The 13,877-nt window shown below is 72.5% G+C and carries 12 protein-coding genes; 3 read left to right on the forward strand and 9 right to left on the reverse strand.

Annotated features, from left to right (window positions below; all coding sequences use genetic code 11):
- Nucleotides 1-455 precede the first annotated feature (455 nt).
- Complete coding sequence (locus VE614_RS06140; RefSeq protein WP_324933275.1) at nt 456-1,007, forward strand: YceI family protein; 552 nt, start codon at nt 456-458, stop codon at nt 1,005-1,007.
- Here the strand turns inward: VE614_RS06140 and VE614_RS06145 are convergent.
- Nucleotides 994-1,551, reverse strand: coding sequence for a YdeI/OmpD-associated family protein (locus tag VE614_RS06145; RefSeq protein WP_324933278.1), 558 nt, complete (start codon nt 1,549-1,551; stop codon nt 994-996). The genes VE614_RS06140 and VE614_RS06145 overlap by 14 nt on opposite strands.
- 503 nt (nt 1,552-2,054) lie before the next feature.
- On the opposite strand from VE614_RS06145, the gene VE614_RS06150 reads away from it, so the two are divergent.
- Entirely contained in the window at nt 2,055-2,555 is a 501-nt protein-coding gene (locus VE614_RS06150) for an N-acetyltransferase (protein WP_324933281.1), read from the forward strand.
- 65 nt (nt 2,556-2,620) lie between these two features.
- On the opposite strand, the gene VE614_RS06155 is transcribed toward VE614_RS06150, so the two are convergent.
- From VE614_RS06155 to ureA, 7 genes are all read right to left on the reverse strand, one after another.
- Nucleotides 2,621-3,976, reverse strand: coding sequence for a hypothetical protein (locus VE614_RS06155; protein ID WP_324933284.1), 1,356 nt, complete (start codon nt 3,974-3,976; stop codon nt 2,621-2,623).
- A 224-nt stretch (nt 3,977-4,200) separates the two neighbouring features.
- Nucleotides 4,201-5,805: a citramalate synthase gene (cimA, locus tag VE614_RS06160; RefSeq protein WP_324933288.1), complete on the reverse strand. Its 1,605-nt coding sequence runs from the start codon at nt 5,803-5,805 to the stop codon at nt 4,201-4,203.
- Between the two features lie 620 nt (nt 5,806-6,425).
- Nucleotides 6,426-7,064, reverse strand: coding sequence for a TetR/AcrR family transcriptional regulator (locus tag VE614_RS06165; protein WP_324933291.1), 639 nt, complete (start codon nt 7,062-7,064; stop codon nt 6,426-6,428).
- Nucleotides 7,061-7,558 carry a hypothetical protein gene (locus VE614_RS06170; RefSeq protein WP_324933294.1) on the reverse strand — a complete coding sequence of 166 codons (498 nt, stop codon included), beginning with the start codon at nt 7,556-7,558 and terminating at the stop codon, nt 7,061-7,063. Before VE614_RS06170 ends, VE614_RS06165 begins: the two co-directional genes overlap by 4 nt.
- A 26-nt stretch (nt 7,559-7,584) precedes the next feature.
- The gene (locus tag VE614_RS06175; protein ID WP_324933297.1) at nt 7,585-8,607 is read right to left on the reverse strand and encodes an agmatine deiminase family protein; all 1,023 of its coding nucleotides are present in this window, start codon (nt 8,605-8,607) and stop codon (nt 7,585-7,587) included.
- 9 nt (nt 8,608-8,616) lie between these two features.
- A complete protein-coding gene (locus VE614_RS06180) occupies nt 8,617-10,329 on the reverse strand; it encodes an urease subunit alpha (protein WP_324933300.1) in 1,713 nt (570 codons plus the stop codon).
- The gene (gene ureA / locus VE614_RS06185; RefSeq protein WP_324933303.1) at nt 10,326-11,030 is read right to left on the reverse strand and encodes an urease subunit gamma; all 705 of its coding nucleotides are present in this window, start codon (nt 11,028-11,030) and stop codon (nt 10,326-10,328) included. The genes VE614_RS06180 and ureA overlap by 4 nt, the downstream gene beginning before the upstream one ends.
- 143 nt (nt 11,031-11,173) lie before the next feature.
- Here ureA and VE614_RS06190 point away from each other — a divergent pair, with 143 nt between their 5' ends.
- Entirely contained in the window at nt 11,174-12,604 is a 1,431-nt protein-coding gene (locus VE614_RS06190; protein WP_324933306.1) for a cytosine permease, read from the forward strand.
- A 68-nt stretch (nt 12,605-12,672) separates the two neighbouring features.
- Here the strand turns inward: VE614_RS06190 and VE614_RS06195 are convergent, their stop codons facing one another.
- Nucleotides 12,673-13,761 (reverse strand): branched-chain amino acid aminotransferase, encoded by a 1,089-nt coding sequence (locus VE614_RS06195; RefSeq protein WP_324933311.1) that lies wholly within the window; start codon nt 13,759-13,761, stop codon nt 12,673-12,675.
- Between the last annotated feature and the right edge of the window lie 116 nt (nt 13,762-13,877).

A 13,877-nucleotide genomic window follows, 5' to 3' on the forward strand; every position in this document is an offset into this window, starting at 1 on the left:
CGAGCCAGCGGCGGCGCAGGGTGTCGTACGGGTCGGCGGCGGCGTGGGCCGTGGGCGGGGCGGGGGCGGTCAGGGCGGTGGCGGTGGCGAGGAGGACGGCTCTGCGGCTGAGTGAGGCGCGTTCCGGCGTCATGTGATGCCTCTAGCAGGAGAGCGGGCCGAGGGGAACCGGGTGGGCGTCACGCTGCCGTGAAAAGCCCCGGTCAGCCGAAGCGCCCGCGGCATCGCCCCGGGTCTGTTGTACCGGCGGCTGCTGATCGATCACCGTCTGCTTCCTCGGCACCCGCGAACGCGTCGAGGCGCTCTCGCCCCGGACAGCACGGGGGCCGGGTGCCACCGGGGCGCTGGTCCGAGCACGACACCCGGCCAAGATGTTGAAACTTGAACGGAATAGGACTACGGTGGAACCCGTTCACCTAGTTGAACATTCAACGTTCCGACCCGAGGAGAACGCCATGACCCTGGACCTGGCCACCCTGACCGGCGACTACACCATCGACGCCGCCCACACGACCATCGGCTTCACCGCCCGCCACGCCATGGTCACCAACGTCAAGGGCAAGTTCCTCGACTTCAGCGGCTCACTGCACCTCGACGGCACCGACCCGTCCAGGTCCAGCGCGACCATCGACGTCAAGATGGACAGCATCGACACCGGCAACGCCGACCGCGACGGCCACCTCAAGAGCGCGGACTTCTTCCGGACCGACGAGTTCCCGGCCATGACGTTCCGCTCCACCAGGGCGGAGTCCCTCGGCGGCGACGACTACCGCGTCACCGGCGACCTGTCGATCCTCGGCGTCACCAAGCCGATCACCATCGACCTGGAGTTCAACGGCGCCGCGAAGGACCCGTTCGGCAACGAGCGCGTCGGCTTCGAGGGCAAGGCCACGATCCTGCGCTCCGAATGGGGCCTGACCTGGAACGCGGCACTGGAGACCGGCGGCTTCCTGGTCTCCGACAAGATCAAGCTGAACTTCGACATCTCGGCGATCAGGAACCCTTGAGCTTCTCGACGGCGGCCCCCAGCCGGGCGGCCCGCCGTTCGGGCGTCCGGGCGCGCAGCAGCTCCAGCACGACGAGATACCGGTCCGTCCTGCCGAGCGCGTCGAAGGCCGCCTTCGCCGCGGGGCTGCGCTCCAGCGCCGCGGCGAGGTCGTCCGGGACGGTCGCGTCCCGCTGGGACGCGTAGGCCGCCGCCCACCGGCCGTCCGCCCTGGCGGTGTCCACCTCGGCGAGCCCGGCCGGGCGCATCCGCCCGGCGGCGGTCAGCTCCGCCACCCGCCGCACATTGACCATGGACCAGAGGCTGCCGGGCCGGCGCGGGGTGATCCGCTGGAGGTAGTGGGTGGCGTCGAGCGCCTTGCGCTGCCCGGTGATCCAGCCGTGGCAGAGCGCCGCGTCGTTCACCTCGGCGGCGGTGACGGAGGGCAGTCCCGAGCCCTTCTTGGCCACCTTCACCCACAGACCCGGCTGCGGGGCGGGATGCCGGGAGAGCCAGGCGTCGAGGTCGGCGACGGTCTCGAAGGGGAGGGGCTCCTGAATGGTCATGGGAGCAGACTAGGTCGGCTGTAGGACAGAAATGGGCCTAGTGGGGAGGGTGGTTGCCGCCGCGTCACGGGCCGCATGCCGCATCAGGGCGGGTATGACCACCGCCGATCCCCGACCGGACGGCCCCGCCCGGGTCGTCCTCGCGACGTACGAGATCGATCACGGCCGTCCCCGCCCCCTGGCCGTCGTCCACGCTTGACTGCGGGAGCGCGGCATCGACTGGATGCCGTTCCCGCCGGGAGACGTCCACTGGGACCGCGGCTGCGCGCCCGGGGCCGACGGACGCCGGCGGGCCTGGGTCACGGTGAGTGTGTCCGCGCGGGCGCTGTGGCGGCTGGGGCTGCACCCACGGCAGTCGGCTTCCGGGCAGGGCGGCGTGCCGCCGCCTCGCTGGTGGCATGCCGCGGGCGAGCGGTACGCCGCCGGTGCCGGACGTTGGAGCGCCGGCTGAGCGGAGCCGAATTGCCGTGCGCGGCGGGCGGCCACGTGGTTGGCTCACCGTCATGACCTGGCTCCCGCATGACTTCGTCCATCCCCTGCACGTCGAGATACCCGACGCCGGGGGCCATCGGCTGCGGCCGATCAGCGGTGCGGACGCGCCGCTCGACTACCCCTCCGTGATGGGCTCGCGGGAGCGGCTGTGGTCGATCTTCGGCCCCGCCTGGGGCTGGCCGTCGGCCACCATGTCGTACGAGGCGAACCTCGCGGACCTGGAGCGGCACGCTGTCGAGATCGAGGCCCACCAGTCGTTCAACTACACCCTCGAAAGCCCGGACCGCACCGCCCTGCTCGGCTGCGTCTACATCGATCCGCCGGAGAAGCGGGGCGCCGACGCCGAGATCTCCTGGTGGGTGGTGGACGAGGAGGCCGACGGTGCGCTGGAGCGGGCGCTGGACGCGTTCGTGCCGCGCTGGATCGCCGAGGACTGGCCGTTCGAGGCACCGCGGTTCATCGGGTGGGACCTGACCTGGGAGGAGTGGCTGCGGCTGCCGGACCACGAGTGAACGGGTGACCGGGGGCGGCCGGACCGTCCGCCGGGGCGCGCGGACGGTCCGGCCGCCGCCAGGTATCAGAAGCCGCCCCCGAAGTCCCCTCCCCCGCCGAAGTCCCCGCCGCCGCCGAAGCCTCCGCCGCCGAAGCCGCCGCCGAAGTCACCCGTGTCGAAGTCCGCGCCGGAGACGTCGCCGCCCTCGTAGCCGCCGGAGTCGCCGTAGCCGGCTCCGTAGTCGGCCGCGTAGGACGGGGTGGCCATCATGCCGCCGAGCATGGTGCCGATCAGCAGGCCGGGCAGGATGCCGCCGCCGAAGTAGCCGCCTGCCCAGGGGCCGTAGGCCGGGCCCGCGTCCCAGTAGGGGCGGCGGCCGTAGCCGGTGTCGACCTCGCGGATCATGGGGTCGAGCCCGTCGGCGAGCCGGGACCGGTCGGCGGCGCAGACCGGCACTTCGCGGGTCGCCCCGCCCTCCGGCGTCCAGGTGGCGTCGGCGACGGACGGGCCGTGCCGGGGGTCGAAGAAGCACGGCGGCCGGCGTTCCGGCAGCGGCCGGCCCTCGCGGCGGGCGGCGAGCCGGGCGAGCGCGAACCGGCCGTCCTCAAGGGTCTCGGTGACCGGCCGCACGTCCTCCGGTCTCCGGGCGGCCGCCATCCGGGTCTTCGCCGTTTCGTAGGCGTCGAGGGCGTGTGCGTAGTCGGCGCGCATCGCGTCGTCGGCGCCGGGTTCGCCGGGCCGGAAGTCGAGGCGGTCCAGTTCCTCGCCGTACGCGGTGATGTCCTCGTCGACGACCACGCGCAGTTTCTCCAGGGCCGCCCGCTGCTCGGCCTCCTGGCGGCGCCGGTTGCGGCGGACGAGGGCGTACGCGCCCGCGCCGCCCGCCGCGAGCACCGCGCCGGTGGTGACGAGCGCGGTGGTGGAGACACCGGTGTCGACACTGCCCCAGGAGGCGGGTGCGGTGCCGCCGACGCCGCCGCGCAGGGCGTCGTCGACGAAGTCGTTCAGCTGGGCCTTGGCGTCGCCCGCGTCCTGCGCGGCCGTGACCAGGTTGGACACGCCCTGGCGGCTCAGCACACTGCTGTCGGCGCGCGCGTCGAAGCGGTCGCCGATCCGGACGCCGTAGAGGCCGGTGACGCCGGTCTCGGTGCGGAGGTTGCGGAACAGGTTCTCGGTCGGCTGGTCGGCGGGGAGAACCGCCACGAAGACAGGCTTGTCCGCGTCCTCGATCTTGTCCGCGAGCGCTTCGGCGTCCGCCTCGGACAGCAGGCCGGAGGCGGCCGGGTCGACATAGACGGGGCTCTCCCGCAGGGCTTGGGCGACCTCGGAGAGGTCGGTGGCCGCATGCGCTCCGGGCGCACCGGCCGACAGCACCGCCAGTGCGGCGGTGACCGGCACGATCAGCAGGCGTACGAAGGTACGCATCATCGCGGCCCTCATACCTTCGAAGCTACCCGAAACGGTCAAACATGGGTATAGAGCCTGCGTGGAAGCGGGTCGGCGCCCTACGGCTGTGTCATGGCGGAGCCGTAGGGCACCGGCCGGGCCGCGGGGCTTCCGGGCGGTGGCCGGCCGCTCAGTCCGGCCGGTCCGCCCGGTGTTTCGGTCCGGACCGGCCGGCACGGCGGGAGGGCGCCGCCCACGCGGCGGCCGGCACGCGCGGCTCACTCCGCGGGCCGCACCCCCGCGCGCAGCAGCCCGTACGTGTACGCGTCCTCCAGGGCCTGCCAGGAGGCGGCGATGACGTTCTCGGCCACACCGACCGTGGACCACTCGCCGGTGCCGTCCGAGGTGGAGATCAGGACGCGGGTGGTGGACTGGGTGCCGTGCTTGCCCTCCAGGATGCGGACCTTGTAGTCGACCAGCTCCAGCGCGGCGAGCTGCGGGTAGATCTTCTCCAACGCGACCCGCAGGGCCCGGTCGAGGGCGTTGACCGGGCCGTTGCCCTCCGCCGTGGCGACGATCCGCTCGCCCTTGGCCCACAGCTTGACGGTGGCCTCGTTGGCGTGGGTGCCGTCGGGGCGGTCCTCGACGATGGCCCGCCAGGACTCGACCTCGAAGTAGCGCAGCGGCTTGCCCTGGACCTCGGTGCGCAGCAACAGTTCGAAGGAGGCGTCCGCGGCCTCGTAGGTGTAGCCCTCGAGCTCGCGTTCCTTGACGCGTTCCACCACCCGGCCGACCAGCTCGCGGTCGCCGCCCAGGTCGATGCCCAGCTCCTTGCCCTTCAGCTCCACCGACGCCCGGCCCGCCATGTCGGAGACCAGCATCCGCATGGTGTTGCCGACCTGCTCGGGGTCGATGTGCTGGTAGAGGTCGGGGTCGACCTTGATGGCGGAGGCGTGCAGGCCCGCCTTGTGCGCGAACGCGGAGAGCCCGACGTACGGCTGGTGGGTGGAGGGGGTGAGGTTCACGACCTCGGCGATCGCGTGCGAGATCCTCGTCATCTCGCGCAGCTTGCCCTCCGGCAGCACCTTCTTGCCGTACTTCAGCTCCAGCGCGGCCACCACCGGGAAGAGGTTGGCGTTGCCGACGCGCTCGCCGTAGCCGTTGGCGGTGCACTGGACGTGGGTGGCGCCCGCGTCGACGGCGGCGAGGGTGTTGGCGACGGCGCAGCCGGTGTCGTCCTGGGCGTGGATGCCGAGCCGGGCACCGGTGTCGGCGCGGACGGTGGCGACGACGGCCTGGATCTGGGCGGGGAGCATGCCGCCGTTGGTGTCGCACAGGACGACCACGTCGGCGCCCGCCTCCGACGCCGCCCGGACCACCGACTTGGCGTACTCCGGGTTCGCGCGGTAGCCGTCGAAGAAGTGCTCGCAGTCGACGAAGACGCGGCGGCCCTGGGACTTGAGGTGGGCGACCGTGTCGCGGACCATCTCCAGGTTCTCGTCGAGGGTGGTGCGCAGGGCCAGTTCGACGTGGCGGTCGTGGGACTTGGCGACGAGGGTGATCACCGGGGCGCCGGAGTCGAGGAGGGCCTTGACCTGCGGGTCCTCGGAAGCCTTGGCGCCGGCCCGGCGGGTGGAGCCGAAGGCGACCAGCTGGGCGTGCTTGAAGCCGATCTCCGCCTGCGCGCGGGCGAAGAACTCGGTGTCCCGCGGGTTGGCGCCGGGCCAGCCGCCCTCGATGAAGCCGACGCCGAAGTCGTCCAGGTGCCGTGCGATGGCCAGCTTGTCCGCGACCGTGAGGTTGATGCCCTCGCGCTGGGCGCCGTCGCGCAGGGTGGTGTCGAAGACGTGGAACGAGTCGTCGAGCTCGCTGGTTTCCGTCATGGTCGTGAAGGCTCCTGTGTTGGATCTCGGTCTACCGGAATGACCGGCTCCACCGTCCTTCTATGGTCCCTCGCGCTCCCCTCCCGGCTGCGGGTGGGCCGGGAAAACGAAAAACCTCTCGCGGGTGCGAGAGGTCTGCGCGCGGGTCGAGGACGACGGTGTCCGCCCGTACCGGGTCGTACGAGGCGGTCACTGCGGACCGGCGCGCCTGCTGCCAATAATCATGGCGAACGAGAGCACGGAGGCAGTCTGGCACAGCCCCGCCGCCGTGCTCACGGGTGTCTCAGTATGCGAGCCCCGGATCACTCGCCGGTACGAAGATCGGCCGGCCACAACTCGCCTGGGCCGCCGCGCGGGTGCGGCTGGATGCGGGCGAGGGTCCGGTCGGGCGTGCCCGCGCCCGCCGTCCGCCGTCCGCCGTCCGCCGTCCGCGACGAGGAGGCGGTGACGGCGAGGTGGCGGCCGTCGCGTGACAGGGCGAGGCCGTCGGACGCCCAGCCGGATCCGCCGTCGCGGCGACGCCTACCCGCTCGGCGCGGCCGGCCCCGTCTCCCCGTGACACGCTCCCCCGGCCCCGCGCCGAGGGCTTCCCCGAGCCAAGCGCATCGCCGCGATCCGGCTCAATCGGCCGTATCGCGTACGCCCCGGGCAGTGGTTCGGCCGTCCGCGAGCAGGTTCTGGTCCAGGAACTCGCGTACGTGGCCGAGGATCTGCGCCCGGTCGGTGCCGCGCAGGCCGATGGCGACATGGATGGAGAAGCCGTCGAGCAGCGCCCGCAGCCGGGCGGCGAAGCGGTCGGGGTCGACGGGGCGGAACTCGCCGCGCGAAACGCCCTCGGCGAGCAGCGCCACCAGGTCGCGGTGCCAGGCGCCCTCGATGGCGGCCTGCCGGTCGCGGGCGTCGTCGTCGGCGTTCTGCGAGCGGTTCCAGACCTCCAGCCAGAGCGTCCAGTGCGGGTCGCCCGGGCCGTCGGGGACGTACAGGTCGACGTACGCGTCGAGGCGTGCGCGGGCCGGTCCGGGGCGGGCGAGCAGCCGGCCGCGCTCGGCGCCGAGGCGGCCCTCGCTCCACTCCAGGGTCTGCAGCAGCAGCTCGTCCTTGGTGCGGAAGTAGTACAGGAGGTGGCCGCTGCTCATGCCCACCTCACGGCCGAGCGCGGCCATGGTCAGTTTCTCCAGGCCACGCTCGGCGATCATCTCCATGGCCGCGGCGAGCAGTTCCTCGCGGGGCGGTGCCGGGGTGCGGCGGCGGGTGCTCACGGGGCGGCCTCGACCCGGACGGCGTCGGGCAGGAAGTGCGTCTCGTACGGGCCGTAGCACTCGCTGAACAGGGTGGCCACGGGGGTGCCGCAGCCGCCGCACACCTGGTTGGGCCCCTCGCGCCCGGCCGTGCCGCAGCAGGCGACCTCGCTCACGGCGGGGTTGTGGCCGAGGAAGCCGAGGCAGTCATCGGGATGGACGACCAGGGTGTCGCGCGGCCCGGCGGACATCAGGCAGCCCGGCCCGTCGGGGTCCGACACACAGACTCCGGGGATCGCGTTCCCGCACCACTCGGGGTCGGGGTGCGGCACGAACGGCGCCCCGCTCGGCTCCGGGTCCACCGCGTAGGTGCCGCGCGCCACGGTCGACGGGGCGTGCCGCGACCCGTCGGCGTTCGGCAGGCCGTCGTACCCCGGGCGCTCGGGCAGTTCGGGCAGCAGCCGCACGGGCTCGGTGAGAGGGCGGCCGCATGCCGCGCAGACCAGGACGTTCACCCGTATGTTCTACCCGACGCGGGCCGTCACCGGGTCTTCGGCTGCTGCTGGGTGATGCAGTGGATGCCGCCGCCGCCCGCGAAGATCTGCCGGGCGTCCACCAGGGTCACCGTCCGCTCGGGGAAGAGCCGCCGGAAGATGCCCGCCGCGATCTCGTCGTTCGGGTCGTCGAAGCCGCACAGCACGACGCCGCCGTTGCACAGGTAGTGGTTGATGTACGAGTAGTCGACCCAGTCGCCCTCCTCGTCCTTCAGGACGGTCGGGGCGGGGATCTCCACGACCTCCAGGGGGCGGCCCTGGGCGTCGGTCTGACCGCGCAGGATCTCCAGGTACATCCGGGAGCGGACGTGGTCCGGGTGGGCCGGGTCGCGCTGGCTGTGCACGACCACGGTGCCCGGCCGCGCGAAGGCGGCCACGATGTCGACGTGGCCCTGGGTGCCGTACATGCCGTAGTCGCCCGCCAGGCCGTGCGGGAGCCAGATCGCCTTGGTGGTGCCCAGCTTGGCGTGGATCTCGGCCTCGACCTGTTCGCGGCTCCAGCCGGGGTTGCGGCCGGAGCCGAGCTGGACGGTGTCGGTGAGCAGGACGGTGCCCTCGCCGTCGACGTGGATCGCGCCGCCCTCGTTGACGAGGGTGCTGCTGAGCACCGGCACTCCCGCGAGGTCCGCGACATGCCGGGCGATCTTCGAGTCGTGCTCCCAGCGTGCCCAGTCCTGCGCGCCCCAGCCGTTGAACACCCAGTCCACGGCGGCCAGCCGGCCCTCCTCGTCCGTCACGAAGGTGGGGCCGATGTCCCGCATCCACGCGTCGTCCAGCTCGCGCTCCACCAGATCGATGTCCGGGCCGAGGAGTTCCCGCGCGCCGTCGCCCTGGCCGGGTCCGTGCACCACCGTCACCGGTTCGAAGCGGCGTACCGCGCGGGCCACGGACGCCCAGGCGGCGCGGGCCTCGGCCAGTTCCTCGTCGGTGGTGAAAGTCGGGTTGGGGCCGGGCCAGGCCATCCAGGTGCGCTCGTGCGGGGCCCACTCGGGGGGCATGCGGAAGGTCATCGGGGCGTCCTAGAGGAAGTAGAGGCGGTTGAGGGAGACGGAGTCGGCAGGGTCCGAGCGCAGCGGTTCGCCGTCCAGCGTCACCAGGCCGGTGCGCTGGTCCACGTCGACCTGTCCGGTACGGGAGTTCAGGCGCAGGTCGGCCGGTCCGATGCCGCGGGTGCCGCGGACGGCGACCCTTCTCCTGCGCGTCGGCATCGTGTCGTGGCCCTGGTCGAGGGCGGCCTGGGCGACGAAGGCGACGGAGATGTCGGCGGGGGTGGCGCCGTGTGCGCCGAACTGCGGGCCCAGCACGAGGGGTTCGCAGGTGTCGGTGGCCGCGTTGGGGTCGCCGACCACGCCGTACGCCGGGAAACCGGCCTTGAGCACGAGCTGTGGCTTGGCGCCGAAGTACTCCGGCCGCCACAGCACGATGTCGGCGAGCTTGCCGGCCTCGAGGGAGCCGACCTCGTGGGCCAGGCCGTGGGCGATCGCCGGGTTGATGGTCAGCTTGGCCATGTAGCGCAGCACGCGCTCGTTGTCGTGGTCGGTGTCGGGGCCGCCGAGTTCGGCCTTCATCTTCCCGGCCATGGCGAACGTACGGCGGACCGTCTCGCCCGCGCGGCCCATGCCCTGCGCGTCGGACGAGGTGATGCCGATCGCGCCCAGGTCGTGCAGCACGTCCTCCGCGCCCATGGTCCCGGCGCGGATGCGGTCGCGGGCCATGGCGGCGTCGCCGGGCAGGTCGGTCTTCAGGTCGTGGACGGAGACGATCATGCCGTAGTGCTCGGCGACCGCGTCCCGGCCGAACGGCAGGGTGGGGTTGGTGGAGGAGCCGATGACGTTCGGCACGCCCGCCATCTTCAGCACGTTGGGGACGTGCCCGCCGCCGCAGCCCTCGATGTGGAAGGCGTGGATGGTGCGGCCTTCGAGGACGCGCAGGGTGTCCTCGACGGACAGGCACTCGTTCAGCCCGTCGCTGTGCAGGGCGACCTGCACGTCGTGCTCCTCGGCGACGCGCAGCGCGGTGTCCAGGGCGCGGGTGTGGGCACCCATGTCCTCGTGCACCTTGAAGCCGCAGGCACCGCCCTCGGCCAGCGCCTCGGTCAGCGGTGCCTCGTGGGAGGACGAACCGCGGCCGAGGAAGCCGATGTTGACGGGCCAGGCGTCGAACGCGCTGAAGGCGTGCTTCAGCGCCCAGGGGGAGTTGACGCCCACGCCCCACACCGGCCCGAACTCCTGGCCGATGACGGTGGTGACGCCGGAGGCGAGCGAGGCCTCCATGATGCGCGGCGACAGCAGGTGGACGTGGGTGTCGACGGCTCCGGCGGTGGCGATCAGGCCCTCGCCGGAGACGATCGAGGTGCCGGTGCCGACGACGACGTCCACGCCGTCGAGGGTGTCGGGGTTGCCGGCCCGGCCGATGGCGCAGATCCGCCCCTCGCGGATGCCGATCGACACCTTGCGGATGCCCTGTACCGCGTCGATCACGACGACGTTGCTGATCACGACGTCACAGGTCTCGCGGACGGCGGCGGCCTTCAGGTGCAGTCCGTCGCGGGCGGTCTTGCCGAATCCGGCCAGGAACTCGTCGCCGTACCGCTGGGAGTCGGACTCGACCTTGACGGTCAGGCCCGAGTCGCCCAGCCGGATGCGGTCGCCGGCGCGGGGGCCGTGGGTGGCGGCGTACTCGTGGGGGGTGAGGCGGCGGGCCTCTGCGGGGTGGCCTCCGGGGCGGCTCATCGTCCGGCCTCCTGATCAGTCGTCTCCGGTACACCGAGGTAGCCGCAGGCGGCGGCACGGCGCAGGGCCTCTTCCCGCGCACCCGGCGCGTCCAGCGGTCCGTCGACCAGACCGGCGAAGCCGATCGCGATCCGGTCGCCGCCGACCGGTACGAGGCCCACCTCGGCGCTCTCGCCGGGGCCGAAGCGCACCGAGGATCCGGCGGGGACGGCGAGCCGCATGCCGTAGGCGGCCGCGCGGTCGAAGTCGAGCCGCGGGTTGGCCTCGAAGAAGTGGAAGTGCGAGGTCACCGAGACGGGGACGCCCGCGGTGTTGGTGACGTTCAGCCGGACGGCCGGCTCGGACTCGGTGTGCTCGGGACCGGGCAGCAGCGCGCCGGGAGCCTCGGCGCCCAGCCCGCCGCCGATGGGGTCGGAGACGACCGCGAGCCGCGAGCCGTCGTCGAAGACGGCCTCGACGTGCACCTCGGTCACCACGTCCGCGACGCCGGGCAGCACGTCGTCCGGCCCGAGCACGGACCGGGCCGCCTCGATGGCCTCGGCGAGCCGCTTTCCGTCGCGGGCGGCCTCGCAGACGGTGTCCGCGACGAGCGCCGTGGCCTCCGGCACGTTGAGCTTCAGACCGCGGGCCCGGCGGGCGCGGGCCAGCTCGGCGGCTCCGAAGAGCAGCAGCCGGTCACGTTCCGTGGGGGTCAGTCTCATGACGCGGGCACCTCCTTGCCTTCCCCAGGTTTAGAGCATCACTCTAAACCTGGCTTTGTCGCAACCGAAGCATTGACGGGGGTGCTTGAGTCACGTCACATTGAGCGCCGCTCAAACTATCCGGCGCGTCGAAGGAGACAGCCATGCCGATGGAACAGCGCGGAGTCGACACCGTCCCCGAGGAGGAACGCACCAGCACGCCTCGTGACCTGGTGTCGATCCTGCTCGGCTCCAACCTCTGCCTCGGAGTGATCGTCTTCGGCTGGCTGCCGCCGTCCTTCGGACTCGGCTGGTGGGCCTCGGTCAGCTCGGTCGTCGCCGGCACCCTGGCCGGCATCGCCTTCACCGCCCCGCTGGCCCTGATCTCGCTGCGCACCGCCACCAACCTCTCGACCTCCTCCGGCGCCCATTTCGGGGTGCGCGGACGGCTGGTCGGCTCGATCGTCGGCCTGCTGCTGGCGCTCGGCTACACCGCGCTGACGGTGTGGATCGGCGGCGATGTGACGGTCAGCGTGCTGGACCGGCTGTTCGGCCTGCCCGCGAGCGAGGTGTCGTACGTCGTGGTCTACGGCCTGCTCGCCGCTGCCACCGTCGCGGGCGCCGTCTACGGCTACCGGGTCCTGCTCGCCCTGTCCCGGATCCTCGCGATCGGCATGACGGTCCTGCTCGTCCTCGGTGTCATCGCCTACGCCCCGGACTTCACCACCGGCGCACTGGAGGAGACCGGCGGCTACCTGCTCGGCGGCTTCTGGCCGACCTGGCTCCTCGCGGCGGTGGCCGCGGGCCTGTCCGGGCCGGTCGCCTTCATCACCCTGCTCGGCGACTACACCCGCTACATCTCCCCCGCCCGCCACTCCGCGCGCACCGTGCTGCGCGCGACCTGGCTCGGCCTGCTCCTCGGGCTGCTGGTGCCGCAGCTCTTCGGCACCTTCACCTCGTACGCCGCCCGTGCCGCCCTCGACTACGCCGGCCCGCTCGCCGACGCCGCCCCGGCCTGGTACCTGCTGCCGCTGCTGCTCGCCGCCTCCGCCGGATCGGTCGGCAACGCGGGCCTGATGCTCTACTCGATGGGCCTCGACCTGGACGCCATCCTGCCGCGCCTGTCCCGGGCCCGGGCCACCTGCGCGGCCGCCGCCCTCGCCACCGCGTGCGTGTTCGCCGGGCACTTCGCCATCGCGGCGCAGACCGCGATGACCTCGTTCGTCCTGCTGCTGACCGCGATCGGCACCCCGTGGGCCGTCATCACCCTCATCGGCTTCGCACGCTGCCGCGGCGTCTACGACGCCGATGCCCTCCAGGTGTTCAACCGCCGGGCGCGCGGCGGGGCGTACTGGTTCACGGCGGGCTGGAACATCCCGGCCACCGTGTCATGGGCCCTGGGCGCGGTGGTCGGCGTGCTGGCCGTGGCCCTCCCGTCGTACGAGGGTCCCCTGCTCGCCCTGACCGGCGGCGTGGACTGCAGCTTCCTGCTGTCGGGCGCGGTGGGCGGGCTGGCGTACGTGCTGCTCCCGCAGAGGGAAAGGGCCGCCGAGGAGCGGAACTCCACGACGGCCCGAGCCACAGCGGACCTCTAGGAGACACCCCCCAGGGGCGCGGGGAACTGCTCGGCCAGCCCCGTACGGCCCGCGGACAACCGACCGGCTCAGCCCAGCTTGTGCATCCAGCCGTGCTTGTCATCGGCCGTGCCACGCTGGATGTCGAGCAGAGCCTGGCGCAGCCGCAGCGTGACCTCGCCGGGCTCTCCTCCGCTCTGCTTCCACTCCGCGCCCGCCCGCTTGACCGTACCCACCGGCGTGATCACCGCGGCCGTGCCGCAGGCGAACACCTCGGTGAGGCTGCCGTTCTCGGAGTCGCGCTGCCACTGGTCGACGGAGACCCGGCCCTCCTCGGCCCGGTAGCCGAGGTCGCGGGCGACGGAGAGCAGGCTGTCCCGGGTGACGCCTTCGAGGATGGAGCCGGTGAGGGCCGGGGTGACGATCTTGTCCCCGTACACGAAGTACAGGTTCATACCGCCCAGTTCCTCGACCCACCGGTGCTCGACGGCGTCGAGGTAGCACACCTGGTCGCAGCCCTTGGCCGCCGCCTCCGCCTGCGCGAGCAGCGACGCCGCGTAGTTGCCGCCGGTCTTGGCGTCGCCCATGCCGCCGGGGACGGCGCGCACCCGGTCCTCGGAGACCCAGATGGAGACCGGCTTCACGCCGCCCGGGAAGTACGCGCCGGCCGGGGAGGCGATCACGAGGAACAGGTACTCGTTGGCGGGCTTCACACCGAGCCCCACCTCGGTGGCGATCATGAACGGGCGCAGGTAGAGGGACTCCTCGCCGCCGTGCGCCGGCACCCACGCCTTGTCCTGCTGGACCAGGGCGTCACAGGCCGCGATGAAGGTCTCCACCGGCAGCTCCGGCATGGCCAGCCGGCGGGCGGAGCGCTGGAAGCGCAGGGCGTTCTGGTCCGGGCGGAAGGTGGCGACGGAGCCGTCGGGCTGGCGGTAGGCCTTGAGTCCCTCGAAGATCTCCTGCGCGTAGTGCAGGACCGTGGTGGCCGGGTCGAGGGGGATCGGCGCGTATGGCACGAGCTGCCCGTCGTGCCAGCCACGGCCTTCCGTCCACTTGACCGTCACCATGTGGTCGGTGAAGTGGCGGCCGAAACCGGGGCTGGCGAGGATCGCCTCGCGCTCCGCGTCGGCGAGCGGGTGGGCCGAGGGCTTCAGCTCGATCGTGGGCGTCGTCATGAGTGGTTGTCCTTCACCGGTTGTAGTGACGGGCCGCTTACCGCTGATCCGCCCGCACCGGCGGCCGTTTCCGGCCAGTGGTAGGACGTCCGAGCTTTCCCTCGTTCCGCGGCTCC

This window comes from Streptomyces sp. (assembly GCF_035645055.1).
Classification (GTDB): Bacteria; Actinomycetota; Actinomycetes; order Streptomycetales; family Streptomycetaceae; genus Streptomyces.